General features: G+C 41.2%; 14 protein-coding genes. 9 read left to right on the top strand and 5 right to left on the bottom strand.

What is annotated here, in order from left to right; translation table 11 throughout:
• Nucleotides 1-127: 127 nt before the first annotated feature.
• Nucleotides 128-1615: a site-2 protease family protein gene (locus B4U84_RS18110; RefSeq protein WP_044449361.1), complete on the bottom strand. Its 1488-nt coding sequence runs from the start codon at nucleotides 1613-1615 to the stop codon at nucleotides 128-130.
• A gap of 154 nt (nucleotides 1616-1769) precedes the next feature.
• Between B4U84_RS18110 and B4U84_RS18115 the strand changes: the two genes are divergently transcribed.
• Nucleotides 1770-2429 carry an MBL fold metallo-hydrolase gene (locus B4U84_RS18115; RefSeq protein WP_131119878.1) on the top strand — a complete coding sequence of 220 codons (660 nt, stop codon included), beginning with the start codon at nucleotides 1770-1772 and terminating at the stop codon, nucleotides 2427-2429.
• 125 nt (nucleotides 2430-2554) lie between these two features.
• Here the strand turns inward: B4U84_RS18115 and ctpA are convergent, their stop codons facing one another.
• Entirely contained in the window at nucleotides 2555-3802 is a 1248-nt protein-coding gene (ctpA, locus tag B4U84_RS18120; RefSeq protein ID WP_017310516.1) for a carboxyl-terminal processing protease CtpA, read from the bottom strand.
• 790 nt (nucleotides 3803-4592) lie between these two features.
• Here ctpA and petB point away from each other — a divergent pair.
• From petB to B4U84_RS18150, 6 genes are all read left to right on the top strand, one after another.
• On the top strand, nucleotides 4593-5240 hold the full coding sequence (gene petB / locus B4U84_RS18125) for a cytochrome b6 (protein ID WP_017310517.1): 648 nt from the start codon (nucleotides 4593-4595) through the stop codon (nucleotides 5238-5240).
• Nucleotides 5241-5509: 269 nt separating this feature from the next.
• A complete protein-coding gene (gene petD, locus B4U84_RS18130; protein WP_017310518.1) occupies nucleotides 5510-5992 on the top strand; it encodes a cytochrome b6-f complex subunit IV in 483 nt (160 codons plus the stop codon).
• Between the two features lie 434 nt (nucleotides 5993-6426).
• Nucleotides 6427-6870, top strand: a complete 444-nt coding sequence (locus tag B4U84_RS18135) for an ATP-binding protein (protein WP_017310519.1) — start codon at nucleotides 6427-6429, stop codon at nucleotides 6868-6870.
• Between the two features lie 115 nt (nucleotides 6871-6985).
• A complete protein-coding gene (locus tag B4U84_RS18140) occupies nucleotides 6986-7561 on the top strand; it encodes a hypothetical protein (RefSeq protein WP_017310520.1) in 576 nt (191 codons plus the stop codon).
• 169 nt (nucleotides 7562-7730) lie between these two features.
• Nucleotides 7731-8957: a molybdopterin molybdotransferase MoeA gene (locus B4U84_RS18145; protein WP_131119880.1), complete on the top strand. Its 1227-nt coding sequence runs from the start codon at nucleotides 7731-7733 to the stop codon at nucleotides 8955-8957.
• A gap of 391 nt (nucleotides 8958-9348) precedes the next feature.
• A complete protein-coding gene (locus B4U84_RS18150; RefSeq protein WP_131119882.1) occupies nucleotides 9349-10146 on the top strand; it encodes a M15 family metallopeptidase in 798 nt (265 codons plus the stop codon).
• Between the two features lie 99 nt (nucleotides 10147-10245).
• On the opposite strand, the gene B4U84_RS18155 is transcribed toward B4U84_RS18150, so the two are convergent.
• The 3 genes from B4U84_RS18155 to B4U84_RS18165 all read right to left on the bottom strand — a co-directional run bounded on the left by B4U84_RS18155 (nucleotide 10246) and on the right by B4U84_RS18165 (nucleotide 18223).
• A complete protein-coding gene (locus B4U84_RS18155) occupies nucleotides 10246-10734 on the bottom strand; it encodes a GNAT family N-acetyltransferase (RefSeq protein ID WP_131119884.1) in 489 nt (162 codons plus the stop codon).
• Nucleotides 10735-11346: 612 nt separating this feature from the next.
• Complete coding sequence (locus B4U84_RS18160) at nucleotides 11347-16947, bottom strand: translocation/assembly module TamB domain-containing protein (protein ID WP_131119887.1); 5601 nt, start codon at nucleotides 16945-16947, stop codon at nucleotides 11347-11349.
• A 448-nt stretch (nucleotides 16948-17395) separates the two neighbouring features.
• Nucleotides 17396-18223 carry a carbohydrate ABC transporter permease gene (locus tag B4U84_RS18165; protein WP_017310526.1) on the bottom strand — a complete coding sequence of 276 codons (828 nt, stop codon included), beginning with the start codon at nucleotides 18221-18223 and terminating at the stop codon, nucleotides 17396-17398.
• A 348-nt stretch (nucleotides 18224-18571) separates the two neighbouring features.
• Here B4U84_RS18165 and B4U84_RS18170 point away from each other — a divergent pair, with 348 nt between their 5' ends.
• Together B4U84_RS18170 and B4U84_RS18175 are read left to right on the top strand one after the other, a co-directional pair.
• Nucleotides 18572-19267 (top strand): aldehyde oxygenase (deformylating), encoded by a 696-nt coding sequence (locus B4U84_RS18170; protein ID WP_131119889.1) that lies wholly within the window; start codon nucleotides 18572-18574, stop codon nucleotides 19265-19267.
• A 459-nt stretch (nucleotides 19268-19726) separates the two neighbouring features.
• Nucleotides 19727-20746 carry a long-chain acyl-[acyl-carrier-protein] reductase gene (locus B4U84_RS18175; RefSeq protein WP_017310528.1) on the top strand — a complete coding sequence of 340 codons (1020 nt, stop codon included), beginning with the start codon at nucleotides 19727-19729 and terminating at the stop codon, nucleotides 20744-20746.
• The last annotated feature ends 109 nt before the right edge of the window (nucleotides 20747-20855 follow it).

The following is a 20855-nucleotide window of genomic DNA, read 5'->3' on the forward strand; positions in this document are numbered from 1 at the left end:
AGCAATTATCGAACCGCAAAGACGCTTAAAGATACAAGCTTTCTTCAGGCGTCTTTATAAACAGGTTCAAAAATAATCCGGGGATTCGCCCATTTAATCAAATATTTGGGTCTGATTGATATGTAATTTATATCTGTAGCCAACTAGCGATCGCCTGCGGTAATGGCAAGATAATCATCACTAACAAAGCCATTGCGAACAATCCCCAAACATCACGTTGGTTATCCAGGTCAGTAACGTCATTCAAAGCAGGTTCATCCATTAACGGTATGAACAACAAAATCAACGCCCATAAGAAAAATCCTGGCTGCACTAAAGATAACAACAACAACAATAGACGAGCAATTTGACCAATTACAATAGCATTTCTTTGTCCAAACATTGCATGGACAATATGTCCTCCATCTAATTGTCCCACTGGCATTAAATTTAATGCAGTCACTATTAATCCCAAACAAGCAGCGACTGCTACTGGATGTAAATCAATCGCAGATTGTGGTGTTAATTGACTACCCAAGGCCAGTTTTGACAGCAGTGCTAGTAAAATAGAATATTTAGGATTAAGAGCATCCGGATTTAATACTCCTGTTTTTTCGTCTGGTAAACTTACAATCGTAGAGTGAGCTAATCCCCAAAATAATAAGGGTAATGTCACTATAAAACCTGCCAAAGGTCCAGCAATGCTCACATCAAATAAAGCTTTACGGTTAGGTACCGGACTACGCATCTTAATAAATGCACCAAAAGTTCCCAAGAAAAATGGCATGGGAATAAAGTAGGGTGGAGTTGAACGAATTCTATAGCGTTTCGTTGCCATTAAATAGTGACCAAGTTCGTGAATACCCAAAATCAGCATTAAAGCTAGGGCGTAGGGTAATCCTTGGAAAATCAAACTAGGATTAGATTGAAACTGGCGGATTGTTAATTCAACACCAGCGATTCCTACTCCAACTTTGGTAGTTGTTAACAAAGTCGCTAAAAATAACAAAAATGCCCAAGCAAATTGTTTGAGTTTTTCTTCTTTTGTGGGCGTATTACCTTGGGTAAGTTGAGTATTCGGAATCAGTACAAAGAAGGGTTTAGCATTGACACCTTCTTGAAAGAACACCAAAAATCGACCCGCAAATTTTGTTTCTATATTTTCTTTTATCTTTTGGTACGCTTCGTTGGGTTTACTTCTTAACTGACCTCGGCAAATTACAGCTTGAGGTCTATATTCTATATTTTGAATGTAATATACAGACCAAGGAAAGCAATCGCGCAGTATTTGTTCTTCGTTGGGCTGAATCGGACGCACAGAATTTGGTTCTGTAGGAGTTGTCGGGGATTCAGTTTGTGGTGTTTGAGCTTCAGTTGGTTTGTCTGTTTGCGGTTGGCGTCCCGACTGAAATAGCACCCAGTATAAAATAGGACATATTACTAATGGCCAGATAATTAGCGCTTGCGGTAGTGGTTGTTTGTCTCCATACATTACCGTCCATCCCGTCCACAACATTGCTGGAGTCATTAATACTAACCACAATAACCAGACAGGTGTCCGGGTGAGGCGAGCCACACTACGCTGCACCATTAAATAAGTAATTAGTCCCAGTAGAATTAGAAACCAAACTGTCATGTGATTTTAGTTTATTTTGAAACGTCAGTCCTAACTTGTGGTCAACTGCACCACTATTATTGCCACAAGATAGACACTATTCCGCTTTTTGCTTCCGAGAAGTTTTATACTTAAACCGGGTTTGTCAAAACTCCTCAAGGAAATTGTTTTTCTTATGTGTCCCTTGTCTCAAGAATCAAATCATTTAGCCAAGCCAGCACAAGAAGTTCTCGATACTATTTTCGCATTTCCACCAAATCGGGACACACTGGGGGGAACCGCTTATTTTATTGTCAAAAATGAAGGTAACATCCTAATTGATTGTCCAGCTTTTGATCAAACTTACCAGGATTTCATGCGATCGCATGGTGGTGTACGTTGGTTATTTATTACCCACAGAGGGGCTATCGGTAAGACAGTAGAATATCAGCAAATCTTCAATTGTGAAGTTTTGATTCAAGAGCAAGAAGCATATCTCTTACCTGAACTATCTGTAACTACTTTTAGTCAAGAATTTGTCCTTGATTCCATCACAAAAGTGATTTGGACTTGTGGACATTCTCCCGGCTCGTCTTGCCTTTATTATAGTGAGTCTGGAGGCGTGCTGTTTTCTGGACGTCACTTACTTCCCAACCTACAAGGCGACCCAGTCCCACAACGAACAGCTAAGACTTTCCACTGGCGTAGACAAATAAAAAGCATAAAAATGCTTCTAGAACACTTTACTCCAGAAACATTAAAATATATCTGCCCTGGAGCAAATACGGGTTTTCTCAGAGGAAAACGTGTAATAGATAATGCATATCAACGTCTAGAGAGCGGGGATAGGGAATAGGGGATCGGGGATCGGGGATCGGGGATCGGGGATCGGGAAGACAAGGAAGACAAGGAAGACAAGGGGGACAAGGGAGACAATAAACACCAATCCCTGATCCCTGATCCCCGATCCCCGATCCCCAATTAAGCCGCTCCACCTGCAATGACTGAATGTTCTGTTAGCACTTTTATTGCTGCTTGATATTGCTGATCTGCTTCGGTCGCAATTTGTTCGCGGGTAATTGGTGCAGAGGAAATTATCTTGTCTGGTTTTATACCTAACTTATTAATATCTTTATGGTTTGGGGTTTCGTACTTGGCAATTGTCACTGCTAAACCAGAACCATCTGATAATTCAAACAAGGATTGGATTAAGCCTTTACCAAAAGTAGTTTCCCCTACAAGTGTTGCGCGATCGTTATCTTGCAATGCACCAGCGAGAATTTCACTAGCACTAGCTGTTCCTTCATTGACCAGAACAACTAACGGATCGTCTGTGAGTGCTGGGCCAAATGATTCAAAGCTACCTTGAATTCCTTGACGATTGGCTGTGTAAACTATGGTGCCAGAGTTTAACCACAGACGCGCAACTTCAATTCCTGCTTGTAGCAAGCCGCCCGGATTATTTCGCAAATCTAAAATATATGCGGATGCACCTTTTTTTTCTAAACTGTTAATGGCGTGTGCCAACTCCATAGCAGCATTGGCGTTAAATTGAGTGAGGCGAATATATCCAAAGGGCTGTCCAGAGGGAGTATTCTGTAACTCTGCGACTACAGGATTAAGGGAAATGCGATCGCGCATCACTCGAAACTCTTTTTGTCCTTCTCTATCCCGTTCGATAAGCAAGGTGACGAAACTGCCAATTGGACCACGCATTCTAGCAGCTGCTTCATCGAGGGTAAGATTTTGTGTCACCATCCCTTCTATTTTAATGATGCGATCGCGTGACCGGATTCCGGCTTTTTCTGCTGGTGAGCCTGCAAGGGGAGTCACGACTTCTAAACCACCTGTCTGTTGATTCAGAGCGATTTGCAAGCCAACCCCAGTCAATTCTCCAGAAGTATTTACCTGTAAACTACGGTATTGCTCTGGATCTAAAAAACGGGTAAAGGGGTCATCAAGGCTTTTGAGCATTTTCTGAATTGCTGTGTAGGCTGATTTTTGATCTGACACAGATGTAGAAAGAATTTTTTGCCTGACAGCTGCCCAATTTTGATGATTAAACGTGTCGTCTAAATAAGTACGGTTAACAATTCGCCATACTTCTGATATCAGCCTTTGTTCCTGAGTTAAAGCCATTGCTGGTTGACAAAAATTGCAAAATCCTAGCCAAAACGCCACGAACAGTGATAATCCAACCCGAAAAACCTGTTTATGCATTGACCCCATGTTTAATCCCATTTTCTAGCCAAAATTGTCTAGCTTGATGCAGTTACCTTAATTTAGACTTCTGATCACAAGTCAGTCAATCACGGGAAAATTCCTCTAATTTAACATAAAAATAGAACTCCTCGTACATCCCCAAACGTTCAACCTTTACCTTTTACCCCTTACCAACAATTACAAAAATTACTTTTGTAATTGATATATGAAATCTATCTCTCGACTATGTTACTTTTTTTATAGAAGTGGTGGATTTTGAAATCAAGAGGTTTAATCTCCTGATTCGTGCAAAACCCCCTCCACAAACGATAAAATCTACTTTGTGACCAATATTTTTTGATTGGGTGCAAAGAGAACGCAATATATTCTATCTTTGCAGAGTGTTAAGTTTTTTTAAATTATTAACACTCGTGAGGCTCAACAAAAAACGAGCTTATCCTCTGTTTGCGGGGACTAAAGATAGGGGATAAGGGGTCAGGGAGCGGGAATTGGGCATTGGGGAGCCAGTGCGCCCTTGGAGGTTCCACGCCACGTGCTTTATGCCGGGAAACCCGTCCACCGCAGTGGCTCCTCCGTTGTAGCACCTGGCGTCATTGGGCATGAATCAGTTAACAGTTAACAGTTAACAGTGAGCAGTTTAATTTGATAACTGATAACTGATAAGTTGTCTCCCCTTGTCCCTCTTCAGTTGTCTCCACTCCCCGATCACCTATCCCCAATCCTCGCTCCCAATCACCAATCCCCGGTAAGTCGGAGATTTATCAACCGCGATCGATTTCTAGGAATTTGAGATTGTATGGCCAACGTTTATGACTGGTTCGAGGAGCGCTTGGAGATTCAAGCGATCGCAGAAGACGTCACCAGCAAGTACGTCCCTCCCCACGTCAACATCTTCTACTGCCTGGGTGGAATTACCCTCACTTGCTTTTTAATCCAGTTTGCCACTGGATTTGCCATGACCTTCTACTACAAGCCAACTGTCACGGAAGCTTATGCCTCTGTGCAGCACATCATGAATGATGTCAGCTTTGGTTGGTTAATTCGCTCCGTCCACAAGTGGTCTGCCAGCATGATGGTGCTGATGATGGTTCTGCACGTATTCCGGGTTTACCTGACTGGCGGTTTTAAAAAGCCCCGCGAGTTAACCTGGGTAAGTGGAGTCATCCTAGCAGTAATCACCGTTTCTTTCGGAGTAACTGGCTATTCTCTGCCTTGGGACCAAGTAGGCTACTGGGCTGTGAAAATCGTTAGCGGCGTACCAGAAGCCATTCCTGTAGTTGGCACATTAATTTCTGAACTGCTGCGTGGTGGTTCCAGCGTTGGACAAGGAACACTCACTCGTTACTACAGCGCCCACACCTTTGTGTTACCTTGGCTAATTGCCGTCTTCATGCTGTTCCACTTCTTGATGATTCGCAAGCAAGGAATTTCCGGCCCATTGTAATTGAGATGAGGTGAGGCATTTTTTGTGGCATTGAGCCCACCAGCCACAGAGCCTAAAAGCATAAATGCTTCTCCCAAAGAGTGATCAGGCACTGACTTTTAGTTTCCAGATTTAGCTGTTCGTTTTAAACTGAATAAAAAATAACAAAGTTATTGACAAATAGAAGACAAAAAAACAAACAGTCACATCTTAAGCTGAAAGCTAGTGCCTGAAGCTCGAGGCTTAAACAAACGCTTTAACTCGACGTCAGCAGGAGAACACATTAAAAAATGGCAACAGTAAAGAAACCAGATCTAAGCGATCCAGCTTTAAGAGCCAAACTGGCAAAAGGAATGGGTCATAACTATTATGGCGAACCCGCTTGGCCCAATGACCTACTCTACGTCTTTCCAGTTGTAATTATGGGAAGTTTCGCTTGCATTGTGGCCCTAGCTGTACTAGATCCGGCGTTGGTCGGAGAACCAGCAAATCCCTTTGCAACACCACTAGAAATTTTACCAGAGTGGTACTTGTATCCTGTATTCCAAATTTTGCGCTCAGTTCCCAACAAACTCTTGGGAGTATTACTTATGAGCGCTGTACCCGTGGGTCTGATTCTTGTTCCCTTTCTTGAGAACGTCAACAAGTTTCAAAATCCCTTCCGCCGTCCTGTAGCAACAGCAGTTTTTCTTTTCGGTACTCTAGTTACCGTCTACTTGGGTCTTGGTGCTACCTTCCCATTGGATAAATCTTTGACTTTGGGATTGTTCTAAACACACGTCACCAAAAGCCTATTTGACGCCTGTAGAGTTCTCAAAAAGTGCAAGTGTACTTTATTTGAGAACTCTACAGGCGTTAATTTTAATAATTGAGTTTTTGTGACGCCGACTTATTTGTATAAAATAACTGAATATAATTGACACTCTCTTTCTCTGAAGCCACGCTCGATTCTTTAAGAAGGCACTCACAAGAAAACTTGTTGTGATTGATAGGCAAGGGTTTCAACTTATATCTTGTTACTAGGTCTAAATAATATCATGGTAAAACCTGCCCTTATAGTATTTAGTAGTTGGTGAGTACTGCAAACAAGACATAATAACCAATTTTGTTGGTGATTGGCGGTTCTTTCCAACAACAAACAACAAAACATGTTTATGCTGATCTACTTACAAACATTTTTCACCCATACACCAACATGTCAAGGTCAATGTTTAGCATAGTGCAGCAAGACCATCTGACTGTGAAAAGCGAACTCAAGCTTCTAAACCGAGTGCAACAGTGGTTTGAGCAATTCTGTCTACAACATTTATCTAAACTTGATTGGTCAGAAGGTCAACTTTATCGCCTGAACCTGGCGTTAGCAGAAGGTTTTACTAATGCTGTTCGCCATGCTCATCATACTCTTCCCCCGGAAACAGCAATTGATATAGATGTATCTCTATGGATGGATCGACTAGAAATTAGAATTTGGGATTATGGTAAACCTTTTAATCCGGATGCGATCGCCGAACCAGAACCAGGTACTCTACAAGTTGGTGGGTATGGATGGTTTCTGCTGCGACGTCTGGTTGATCATGTCGTCTACGAACGTAGTGCAGATGGGAGAAATTGTTTGCTGATCGTCAAGTATGGTTTACAAACACAGCATTGACCAAATTCTCCTCCTTGTCTTTTTTGTCCTCCTTCTCCCCTTCTATTTCCAATTCCCCAACACTCAATTAATACCAAAGCTGCGCTAGTCTAGAGGGTGGATCAAAAAAAACACTATGACACCTTTAGAAATTGCAGCGACGCTGACAGAACTATTTGGGGAAGCAGATGTTAAGGCGATCGCATCCGATTCTTGGCAAGTAGAAACTTCTACCTTTCGTCTACTGGTACTGCTTTGCGACGATCAAAGCTGGTTGCGAATTATGATACCAATCGTACCAGCACAACAAGCTCAACCTTTTTTTGAACAGTTTTTAGAAGCAAACTTTGATGATACTCAACAAGTACACTATGCCTTACAGCAAGGTGTAATTTGGGGTGTATTTCAACATAACTGCAACAGTCTAGTTGTAGAAGATTTTCGAGATGCGATCGCTAGACTCGTTGCTTTATACACAGCAGGTTTAGATGATGTCTTTAATCGACTAGTAGAAAGCCGCATCCGCCAGGTAATTATAGCAGCAAAACTACAAGGGCAATCCCTCCAATCCACAATGCAAAATCTGGAACGCTTCTACGCCGAAGGATTAATGGGAGATGAAAACCAAACTCCACAAGGAAGAGAAGAAACTTTAGCTGCTTGGCGACGCCAATTAGAACGACTTTGGCCAGAAATAGATGTGAATAGCTGATGCTAGACCACTACAAGCAAAAAACTGCTGATTTATCGCTAAAAGCCACTCTTGTTCCAAGGGTTAAATTACTTGTTTTTAAGCTTGGTGATCACCTTGCTATGTCAGTTCTCAAGTTGGCTTTTTTATTACTTTTTCACTAAACCCTATTTAGTTGGAACTATCCCTAATGATGTCAGTCTGCGAAGCAGAAGCAATTATCTTTAATTTGGTACAACCTCTGAACAATCAGTACGATACAGAAATTGTCGATTTGTTCGCAGCGGATAGTCGTATTCTTGCTTCTGTGGTTACGAGTCAGTTGGACTTTCCCCATTGGGATAATTCTGCGATGGATGGTTACGCAGTACGTTACGCTGATGTCCAGCAAGCTACTCAACAACAGCCAGCTATTTTAGAAATCATTGAAGAAATACCCGCCGGATATCAGCCCCAATCTACCATCCAAAAAGGGCAAGCAGCACGGATTTTCACAGGTGCGGTAATGCCAGCAGGTGCTGATACAGTGATCATGCAGGAATATACACAGCGAGAGGAAAATCGTGTACTCATCCTGACACCACCCACAAAACCACAAGAATTTGTCAGACAGCGTGCAGCTTACTATCAAGCTGGGACACAATTATTACCACCAGGAATTATGCTACATGGGTCAGAAATTGCTGTCTTAGCAACTGCCCAGTCTCCACAAGTCAGTGTTTATCGCCGACCACGAGTAGCAATTTTTTCTACAGGTAATGAACTAGTAGCTCCAGATCAACCCCTGCAACCAGGGCAAATCGTCGATTCTAACCAGTATGCTTTAGCAGCTTTAGTTAGGCAGAGTGGGGGAGAACCACTAATTTTAGGCATAGTCCCAGATGAACCAGCTGCCTTAGAAAAAGCGATCGCCTATGCAGTATCCAACGCTGATATAGTAATTTCTTCTGGCGGTGTTTCTGTGGGAGAGCATGACTATGTTGAGCAAATTGTCAAGTCTTTAGAAGGAAAAATTCATATTCAAGCCGTGGCCATGAAACCCGGTAAACCCCTCACTGTTGCCACATTTAGAAATCAAGTGATTTACTTCGGTTTACCAGGAAATCCAGCTTCAGCACTGGTAACATTCAGGCGATTTGTACAACCAAGTATCAAAAAACTTTCTGGACTAGTAGAAGGTTGGCAACCAAAATTTATCAAAGCCTTCACCCGTCAAGAATTACAATCTAATGGTAAGTGGGAAACTTATGTTTGGGGCAAATTAGATTTACAAAATGGAATTTACGAGTTTCAGCCAGCTCGTGGAAGTCAAAGTTCTGGCAATTTAATTAATCTTGCCCAAACTAATGCTTTAGCTGTGCTATCAGTGGGGCAAACATTAATTTCTCCAGGAGAACAAGTGCAAGTTTTACAGTGATCGAAGCAAAAAGCCCATAAGGGACAATCTAAAGGCGACGTATCCAGTACTTTAGGCGAAGAATCCTATACTAGCAAATCTTCTACGGTGTAAAAAGCTTTCATGCAGCAACTAGACTTTCAATAAGTATTTAATAAATGCTTGTTGTGTTTCTAGTAACCCTCTTGTAAGGAGGTGGTTTGAGCGATCGCATCTGAAATCCAAATCTGTTGTGACAACTCTGTTTTATATAAAAAAGCTACAATGCTTAACAGTACTCCTACTCACAAGGGCAAATAACCTCAGTAGGTGGATTTATCGGTCGGTTATGCGATCGCCATAATCCTTTGCGCTTTCGCCAAAGGAGTGTCAAAATCTGTTATGAATACTCGACAAAAGCAGGAGTTAACCCTTGAAGAACGCTGAGTTTTCTGGAAAACCGCGAAACTCATCACCTCTGTCTGGTGAAGATATTCCAGCAGCTTTACGCGATACTCCTGATATAGTACCCAGGAGGCGCCTGTCCCTCTTGGTTTTGGGAATTGCGGGATTAATTGGTTTTGCTGTGCTGGCTATAATTAGTGGTTTTTTATTCGCCTCGACTGCACCGAAAAAAAATCCAGTTTCTCAGCCTTCGACTACTAATTCAACTCCTGCAACCACACAAAACAATAATACCAATGAAATTCTTGGACATTTAGTATACGAAGAAGCATCAGAATCAGAACTAGTACCAATTTCCGCGGATGGACGGCAAAAAATGCGAAAAGTAGCCGCCCAAAAATATCAGGAAATGGTAGCCGCAGCTAGGAATGCTGGTGTAACTTTGACACCGATTTCTGGTTTTCGTTCAGTTCAAGAGCAAGAACAATTATTTTTTAAAGTCAGTTCTCAGCGCAATCAAACCCCAGCCCAGAGAGCGGCTTTAAGTGCTCCTCCTGGTCATAGTGAGCATCATACAGGTTACGCTGTGGATATTGGGGATGGAGCAGTACCAGCCACTAACTTAAATGAGAACTTTGAAAATACCAAAGCTTTTCAATGGCTACAAACAAATGCTGCTCGTTTTGGCTTTGAGATGTCCTTTCCCAAAAATAATCCTCAAGGCGTCAGTTATGAACCTTGGCATTGGCGTTTTGTAGGCGATAGCGACAGCTTAGAAACTTTCTACAAAGACAAAAATATCAAGCCGAGCCAAACGCCGCAATGAGGGAAGGCGAAACGTCGAGGACACGGGAGACAAGGGAGACAAGGGAGACAAGGGAAGCGAGAAAAACAAATGACAAATGACAAATGACAAATGACAATGTTAAATACATCGTCCCATAATTACTAAATCCCGCTCTACACTATCTAATTCTGCAACCTTGGGTAAGTATCCCCAATTTTCAAAGCCAAATTTTTCAAATAATTTTAAACTGGGATGATTATGGGCAAAAATAAAACAGACTAAGTTTTTGATGCCTAAGCTCGGACTTTGGTTAATTGCTTGAGTTAGTAGCTGTTTTCCTAAACCGTGGCGATGATACGTAGGAGCAATGTAAATACTAACCTCAGCAGTCGCGTGATAGGCTGGTCGCCCGTAAAAACATTGTAAACTGATCCATCCAGCCACAACGCCCTCAACTTCGATTACCCAAAGGGGACTTTTTGAGGGCGTGCGCGCACTAAACCAAGTACGACGACTTTCCACAGACACTGGTTCTAAATCAGCAGTTGCCATGCGGCCGGGAACTGCGGCGTTGTAAATTGCCACTACCTTTGGCAAATCAGCTTCTGTCGCATGGCGAATAATCATTTGCTGTTCCAAGAAAAACCTAAAAAATATTTAAAAAATCATACAGTGTATTGATTGAAAACATGTAATTATAAGATACTTTTCCCATCAGTGTAGTTTATGTATCAACTAATGCTGTAAATCATATCTTTCGCTAAAAAAATCAGGTCTAGCAGACTCCTACTAGACCAACTAAAAATTTTATATTAGAGCGCGATCGCAATTCAAAATATGTGTCGCGACACGAAAAGTTACTGATGGGAGTAATTACAATTAAGGGTGGACAGTAGCACACTGCAAACAAGCTCATGTATACAGGAAGCTCAACACAAAGCACTCACTAGAGTGAAAATTTAAACAGTGCAACTAAAAAAATCTGATAGTCACGTGAACTTTTGCAGTGCTGGACTTTGGCAGGAGACACAAGCCTTTGCCCATGGGTTAGTTGTATTAACGTGTGCCTGTCGCTAATAGAACTGAATTTTATACATTTTAGATTATTTAGTTTTTGATCAAAAGTCAAGTAGATTCTTAAGAAAATATTAAAAAAATTCAAAACAGGAAAAAGCAACTCTTAACAGTGAGTTCCCCAAAGGGGACCCCTACCTTCCCCAATCCCCGATCCTTAACGATTTAAAACCTATTTTCATACTCAAATACTGCCTGAGTATCACCAGATAAATCAGTGGAAGTACGCAGACGTAATTCTGAATTAAAACGGTAATTCAAACCAAATTGCAGTGGTTCGTCATTGGTTAGAACTTTGAGAGCAGAAAAAGAAATATTGCGCGAAACGTCAATTCCTGCTTCCGCAGCTAAATTCATTGAAAAGTTTCTCTTTGTTTCTTGTGGATTATCAGGATCATCGGAAGCGATAGTGGGGAATACACGTAGTTCACTTAAACCAAAAGCGTTTCCGATTTGATTGAAAGTTCGTTGAAGATTCAAAGCCGAACCTGCTAAATTTACAAGTCCTAAAGTACTATCGCCACGTCCCAATGTTTGTACAAAACCACCCCCAAGTAAAGCAACTAATTCTGTTTGATTGCGGGGAGGATTGCTGGTGAGTTCAAGATTTTGGTTGAGTTGGTTAGCTGGCCCATCAATTCTGGCTTCGACACGGACTGTATTTACAGGTTCAAAAGATGTAATGATTTCATCACTGATTTCAGAAGAAAAGGGTGAGGTTGTTACTTGGGAAGGATTGACATCTAAGACCTTAGCAAAGAGGCGAATGTCTAAATCAGGGTTTTGATTCCTTCTAAAAGTCGCTTTATTTTCATAACCACGAGCGAGGTTAAATTGAGTAGTAAATAAATTTACATCTCCACCCCGTAGGCGAATAGTTCCTTCTGGTTCTGGATTATTAAGTGAACCATTGACTTTCAAAGAACCAGTAGCACCGAAACTAAGAATTGGTGGTAAGGCAATTTCTACATTTTTGCCTAATACCAACTCTAAGTCATTAAATCGCGTGACTGTATTGTTATTTTCAGATTTTTCTGGCTTATTTGTTTTGGCATAAGTAATTTCTTGACCATTGTTTCCTGCATTCATGGCGTTGTTAGCTGATTCTGTAATTAGAACCTGACCATCAGCTAATTTCAGATTACCGCCAATGACTGGACTTAAAGCAGAACCAGTAATCTGTAAATTTCCACTAACTCCTCCTTGATAGCGTCCCTTCAAATTCACTGCTAATTTATTCAAAGACACAGTAAAGGGATTATCTATTTGTTTTTGTGAGTTAATGAAAATGGGAATTTCTCCTTTAGCTACCACATTACCCTGACTAAAATTGCCGTAGAGGTTTTCAACTCTAATCCGGTCAAAATCAAACTGGGCCTTTCCTGTGACATCAGTTAATTTTTCTGGTAAAGCCTGCGCGGAAAAAGTCGCATTTTTAACAGCGACAATACCATTGACTATTGGCTCTTTTGCTGTACCGCGTACAGTCAGATTGACTTGTCCTTCTCCGTTTTCAAAAGTCACTTGATCGGTAAACAAGTTTAAAATTGCTAGACCTTGGTTTTTCACCTGTACATCCAGATTGATTTGATTACTATCTGGTGCTGCGGTAGCAAAAGGCAGTTTAGCAGGAATATTCCCCGTAATGGTAACAGGTTCAGAACCAGCAATCATGAGTTTACTACCAAAATTTAAGCGTCCATCGTTATAGCTAAAACTAGCAGCAGCCGATTCTATACCTTTTCGATTCAGGGTTCCTTGTGTAACTTGCAATTCTCCTTTGGCTTGGGGATTTTTGATACTACCTGCTAATGTTGCTGTAGCGTTGATATTACCTGTTGCACCCACAGGTAAATTCACATAATTACTTAAAATCTCCAGAGGGAAATTTTTTACCCGTAGCTGGCCAGATTGTTCTGCACCGCCAATGTTACCTGTAAAAGCAAGCAGTTTATCTTCAGATTCCAAACGTAAAGGTAATAACCTGAGAACACCGTTTTCAAAATTACCGCGAGCTATGATTTGATCTACTGTATATCTCCGATTGGGTTCGCTTTTGCGTCCCCAAACAAAGTTTTGACCGTCTAACTTAAAGTCAGCTACTAGTCCGTTTGCTGTCGCAGTATCAAGATTAATTTCACCGTTAAAAGTTCCTTGTAAGTCTGCTAAATCTGGTACTAAGGAAGCGTCACGCCGTTGTTGTTGCTGTTGGACGATGAGTGCTTTAATTTCGGAAAAGCGTCGGATTTGATCTAATACAGGTTGATCTGCAAATCCTACTGACACGGTGTTGAGGTCACTAGCACTACCGTAGGTTGGCGTAGATGTTAAGCGTTGAAAATCTTGTAGTTCAAAAAACTGGAGTGTTGTTAATATATCTTGAATTTCACCTTGGCTAATATTGAGTTTGCCTTTGATTTGAGGAGTTGTCGTTGTGGGTGTAAACTCACCAGTAAAAGCATAGCGACTGTTACCTTTAATAAAAGCGCTATCGGTTAAGCTTACCTTATCAGCTTCATAACGGAATTGAGCTTGTAGGCGATCGCCTTTAATTCTACCAACTTGTGGTTGTGCGATCGCTGCATTCCCAACTACTGCTAATGTGTTTTGATTAATCTGAAAATCTCCACTCAGTGAACCTGCTACTTCTCCTTTACCCAAGTAACTATTCGCAGGTACTGGCAAATTTAATACTTTCAAGGGAAAATTTTCGACTTTTGTCATTAAATTTTCACCCTGTGCTTGACCCGTTGCCAAAGCTTGTTGCCATTTTACTGTGAAGGAATTAGGACGATCATTGGCATCAAGATTGAGAGCAATTTTGTCACGCTTGCCATTAACATCCAAATTTACACCACGTCCTACCACTGATTGAATGTTACCATTTAACTCTGACTCAAAAGCCAATTTATTAACCTTTAAATCTCGCAGCGCTAGTTTTCCTACCAAATTTGGTACAGGTAAATTACCAGTTATTTGTCCATTAAAATCAGCTTTTCCAGCCAAATCTAAATATTCCGGCAACATTAAAGACAACTTTTGCAGATTGTAATCTTGGGCTTGGACATCAAGATTTAACTCCGTAATTTCCGGTATGCTACCTTGATTTGTATTGGCTAATATGTAACCACTGGCATTTAACCCAGGGGCTGTTGCTCGTTCAACGAGCAACTTTTCTCCATCCCAGCCAACAACCGCAGTTAGTGGTCGATCAATTCCCCCTAGACCTTGAGAAAAGCTTACTTTACCTGTTGCGCGTACATCTGCGAAGTTAGAACTTGCCAAATTCCCGCTCACTTGGGCTTTACCGCCAAATTCACCCTCTAGCTGCTGCTGAAACCGATTTAATGCCACACCCGCCGCATTCACTACAGTCTGATAGCGACCGTTAGCGACTTGGATGTTTGTGGCTGTCAATGTGCCATTAGCAACATTAAGTTTTGCTTGACCTTGAGCTTGAATTGTCTCTGCTTCAAAAGATTCTACAGAACCAGCAACGTTGAACTGACCAGTTGTTAGACCGTGGAATTGCGTAATTATTGGTGTTAATTCTTGTAGCGGAGCGTTTTTTGCTTGCAATTGTGCCTGATAGCGACCGTTAGCGACTTGAATATTTGTAGCAGTTACTGTACCACTGCTAACAGCTAAACTGGCTGAACCATTGCCACGGAGGGTTTTGAGGTCAAAATTATTTGTATTACCCGATATTTGGAACGTACCCCCCATCGCAGTTTCTAATGCTGGTTTTAAGGCGGGGGCTGGTTTTTTCAGCAAACGCGCCAACCTCACACCATCCGCTACTAGTTGGGCAGAAAAACTATTTTCCCCTAGCTGAATATTAGAAACTGCTACCGTGCCATTTGCGACTTTAACTTTGGCATTCTCGGTGCGAATATTAACCAGTTTCCAGGGTGCGGAACCACCAGAGAGAAACAGACGACCGTTAAAGCGGGCATCATCAAGATTAATATTTTCTAGTTGTTTGGGGTTGACAAAAGGTTCTACTTGTACACCAGTAGCATCAGCCACTCCTTGCCAATTCTGATTATTCCAACTACCAACAGCTTGAACTTTACCACCAGCGACACTAAAACTAAGATTACGGAAATTGAGAGTGCGATCGCTATTGACTACAACTTCACCTGTAGCTGGATATTGGGCTTGGGGGGCTTGGAATTGGACTGTTGTTTGCACATTGTCGGTATTACCAGTCATCTGGGCTGTACCAGAGACAGTACCGACTTTAATAGTTGGTTGAGAGTTGTAGAGAAGAGCGATCGCATCACCAGGAACATTCTTCGCAGATAAATTAAAATCCAAACGAGGAACTGTCCCCAACTCAACTTTGCCGATACCGATAACTTCACCACCAACTTTAGCTTTACCTTGAATGTCTTTAAAGACAATCACTTCATCTTTTGGTGCAAACTCAAACTTACCACTTGCACTTTCAAAATCAACTTTATCAATCTGAGCTATCTTGTTGGTGCTAACAACACCTCTAATCATCGGTTCGGTCGTTTTTCCTGTAAATTGCAAATCTGCTTGCACTTCTCCTGTTACAGGTACAGGTAATTTGAGTTTAAGAGTTTCTTGCACATTAGCGACATTGACACCATTTACACGACCTGCCAATTTGTAACCAGCTTTAGTGTCAATAATACCGTTAGCTATTAATGGAATTTTGCCGTAGCTGCTGATCACATTGTCAAGTTTAATTTCTGTGCCTTGAAACCGCAGCTTCCCTTGAGAATTGAAAAACGGTTGTGGAACTTTCGGAACTTGAAACTGAACCGTTTGCAAATCAACGCTACCAAATAAAATGGGCGGCTGAGTTTGTCCAATTTGAAACTGCATCTGCAAGTCGCCATTGACGCGACCAGCTTCTAGCAAGAGTGGTAACTTAACCAAGCGCGTCACATCAGAGGCTAGCAACTCTTGTCCACGTATTTGTAAATTTGTAGCCCATGTTTTTGGACGAATATCCCCTTTCAAGCCAAAATTACCACCACTGTTTGGTTTTCCTGCCAAATCCAACCTAATTACTTGGTTGTTTTCTAACAGTTGGGTAGTTCCGCTTATTTGTGAAAATGAGACTGGGGAGGAGAGGGGAGAAGACGGGTTGACACCGGAATTACCAGACGCGGGGAGTATTTGATTTAGATTCCCCTTGTCCCCCTTGTCCCCCTTGTCCCCCTTGTCCCCCTTGTCTTCTATATCTCTCTTGCGTGGTACTAATACCAATTGGGCATTCCGGAACCGTATTTTATCTAAATCTGTTTGAATTAATTCGCCCTGACCTCGTTTTTTGATGGTGGTTGTCAGCCAACGCCCTTGTTGATCCTGTTCCACGTAAACGTCTGCGTTAACTAGGGTGACATCCAACTTCAAGTGATGCTTAAAAACTAACTGTAACGGTTCAAAATCAACTTCTACAGATTCGACCACAACATGATCTGCATCTGTGGGTGTCGCAGGAATCTTAGAAGCCCCAAATTGTACTCCCGTCAACGAAAATCCTTTAACTTCTCCAAGGTTGACTGGACGATTGAGTGTATTAGTAAGATTCTTTTCTACTAACGGTGTTAAATCTTTTTGAATAAAATTCCACAACCGCCAAGTACCACCTACAAATCCTATTAGTAAAATGCCACCTAAAGCGATGCTACTACGACCCAACACCAGCAACCATAAACGTTTGTTGCCAAGGTTAACGCTAAAGCTAAGGATTGAAGATTTACAATTTTGCTGGGGAGATTTACTCATGGGATTTTCGTTTATTAGTTAGCCGAGTTGTACAGGCACACTAGTTGTTCATCATCTTAAACATTGACGGGTGTAAGTCGGGAAAAGTTTAAACCAGAAAGGCTAAGTTCCTTCTGGTATTGTTGAGATTTGCTGACAAGTAAACCTTAATCCCATAAAAAATTAAGCTAAGTTGGCACAAATGTACCAGACGTGTCATGGCACGTCTGGTAAGAGTTGAGGTCGTCATTTCTTATTAGCACAGATGCGAAGAACATCGCGTCTGTACAATATTCATTTGTCATTGGTAAAGGTTTTAGATATGTTTATTTTTCGTAACACAGTTATGTTTATTTCCACCGACTTCCTTCAAATTTAAAATTCGGTATATCTAGTAATACTGGTATGGTTAGCACAATTTCATACATTTTTTGTATCAATTAATATAAATATACAAAATTATATCAATTTACTTTTTAATTCCTGTTGTGGCAATACCTTGAATCAATTGACGCTGACCAAGGAAAAATAACAATAAAATCGGTACAGTGGCTATAGTGACTGCTGCCATTAGCAAAGGCCAGTTATTGGTAAATTGCTCTTGAAACTCAGCCAAAGCTAGCTGTACAGTTCTCAATTCTGGTTTTGTAGTAAATACTAACGGCTTAAATAGATCATTCCATTCACCAATAAAGGTGAACAAAAACAATGTTACTAAGGCTGGACGTGCTAGAGGTAAGATTATTTGCCACAAGATTTGTAAGCGGTTGGCTCCGTCTATCGCTGCTGCTTCTTCCAACTCTACAGGAATTGTTAAGAAATATTGCCGTAACAAGAAGATACCAAAACCATTGGCTGCTGTTGGTAAAATCAAAGCCCAGTAAGTGTTAATTAAATGCCCCCATTTTAATACCAAAAATATGGGAATTACGAGTAATTGAAACGGAATCACCAGTGTTGCTAACACAAACAGTAGCAATGCTTGTCTTCCGCGAAATTTCAGCCTTGCTAAGGCATAACCTGCTAATGCAGAAGTCACAATCTGAAAACCTGTGACAACCAATGCTACCAAACTAGAATTAGCAAATGCCAGTAATAATTTACCTTGTTGCCATGCTTCACGGTAGTTAGCCAAAGACCAACCGTTTTGAGGAAACAGAGTGGGAGTAGTTCCAGACGGTGCAACAGATGTCAATAAAACAACAAAAAGGGGTAATAAGACAATCAAGACCCCTAACAAAAGTACTCCTAAACTCCATACAGAGGAAGATTTAAGATTCCAGAGTAGCTTAGACATGAACGAAATTAAGATCCAACCATTTATTTTTTCTTGCTAGAGCAAACCTGATTGCACAGGAGCTAGGCTAACGCTCCCGGCAACAGCTAATCTAGAACTATAGTGACTTGTTAAGTTAAATTAAACCACAGTGAGTAAAAATAAGGATGTAAGGATGAAATCAGTAAACACTTACTCAGTTATCAACTCGTAACTGGTAACTGATAACTCATTTCATCACTTGACACATACCCTCAGGGAATTCACCCTCTGGGTGTTTTACGCCCTGAGATCACCATTTCCCTACTTTCATAGGGTTAAATACAATTTTGGTATCCAATGTATCATATGTTCAGGAGTGAACGTACAATGCAGCAGCTAGCAAATCAACCTGAAATCGATTTCAAAAGCGAAACCTATAAAGACGCTTATAGTCGGGTGAATGCAATCGTGATTGAAGGGGAACAAGAAGCGTATGAAAATTACCTCAAACTTGCTGAACTGCTGAGTGAACATAAAGATGACCTGATTCGTCTTTCCAAAATGGAAAGTCGTCACAAAAAGGGATTTGAAGCTTGTGGACGCAATCTTCAGGTAACGCCAGATCTGGAGTTTGCTAAACAATTTTTTGCCCAATTGCATCAAAATTTTCAAATAGCAGCACAAGAAGGCAAAATCGTTACTTGCTTGCTAATTCAATCTTTAATTATTGAATGTTTTGCGATCGCAGCATACAACATCTATATACCTGTAGCTGATGACTTTGCCCGTAAAATTACTGAAGGTGTTGTCAAGGATGAATACAGTCACCTAAATTTTGGAGAAGTTTGGTTAAAAGAACACTTTGAAGAATCAAAAGCTGAATTAGAAGAAGCAAATCGCCAAAATCTTCCTATTGTTTGGCAAATGCTCAACCAAGTTGCTGATGATGCCGAAGTACTGGCAATGGAAAAAGAAGCGTTGGTAGAAGATTTTATGATTCAGTACGGTGAAGCTTTAAGTAATATTGGCTTCGATACTCGTGATATCATGCGTCTTTCCGCCTACGGACTTAGAGCTGCCTAACCCCAAGGTAAAAGTTAAAAGGAAAAAGGTTAAGACTTTAACCGTGCCAATTTGAGATTTTGGATTCAATTCAATCTAAAATCACAAATCTAAAATCTAAAGTCTAAATTTTGAGTTAGATTGACCTTTTAACTTTTATCTGCCACCAGTAGAATCACTATCCAGAATTTTTAAGGGTTAGTAATTTCTTTTCCACTAACCCCTGTGATTTTAGATAACTGATTGAAGATTATTTTTTTGGTACGAGACCCATTGCTGTTTCCAATTTAGGTCATAAATTCCAAATCTAAAATCCAAAATCTTTGTTGAAAAGCTTTGATTAGGAGAAAATCTCCGCACCTTAATGGGAAGACGCTTTGCGTGTACAAAGTTTTCGCAAGATCCAAAATCTAAAATCCACTCATCCAAAATCCACTGCCACCACGCTTTTAAAAAAGCATACGCTTAATAGAACAGTTCATGTTTGGTCTAATCGGACATCTTACTAGTTTGGAACACGCACAAGCGGTAGCCAGAGACTTAGGCTATCCGGAGTACGCAGATCAAGGTCTAGATTTTTGGTGCAGCGCCCCGCCCCAGATTGTTGATCACATCACTGTAACCAGCATCACTGGTCAGAAAATAGAGGGAAAGTACGTAGAATCGTGCTTTTTGCCGGAAATGCTGGCAACCCGTCGGATCAAAGCAGCTACACGTAAAATCCTTAATGCTATGGCTCTTGCTCAAAAGCATGATATAGATATTACGGCTTTGGGCGGATTTTCCTCGATAATTTTTGAAAATTTTAATTTAGAGCAGTTCAAACAAGTCCGCAACATCGAACTAGAGTTTGAACGCTTCACCACAGGAAATACACACACCGCTTATATTATTTGTAGACAGGTAGAACAGGCATCAAAACAATTAGGGATTGAACTGTCGAATGCTACTGTTGCTGTATGTGGAGCGACTGGAGATATTGGTAGTGCTGTTTGTCGCTGGTTAGACGCAAAAACAGATGTCAAGGACTTACTGCTAATTGCTCGTAACCAAGAACGTCTTACAAACTTGCAGGCTGAATTAGGACGGGGAAAAATCTTAGCTTTGGAAGAAGCCTTACCCGTTGCTGACATTATAGTTTGGGTTGCTAGTATGCCCAAAGGTATGGAAATCGATCCGACAGAGTTGAAAAAACCCTGTTTGTTGATTGATGGTGGCTATCCAAAAAATTTAGCTACTAAGATCCAGCATCCTGATGTGTATGTTCTCAATGGTGGCATTGTGGAGCATTCTCTTGATATTGACTGGAAAATCATGAAAATTGTCAATATGGATGTTCCAGAACGGCAGTTGTTTGCTTGTTTTGCAGAATCAATGCTATTGGAATTTGAGAAGTTGCATACGAACTTCTCTTGGGGACGTAATCAGATTACCGTAGAAAAGATGGAGCAGATTGGTCAAGTATCGGTGAAACACGGATTTAGACCGCTTTTGGTGTAGGGATCGGGGATCGGGGATCAGGGATCAGGGTCGGGGACAAGGGGGACAAGGAGGAGATGGCAGACAAGGAAGCAGGGAACTCTTAGTGGGGAGTGTTGGGAGTGTGGGG

It is taken from the genome of Westiellopsis prolifica IICB1, assembly GCF_004323185.1.
Lineage (GTDB): Bacteria > Cyanobacteriota > Cyanobacteriia > Cyanobacteriales > Nostocaceae > Pelatocladus > Pelatocladus prolificus_A.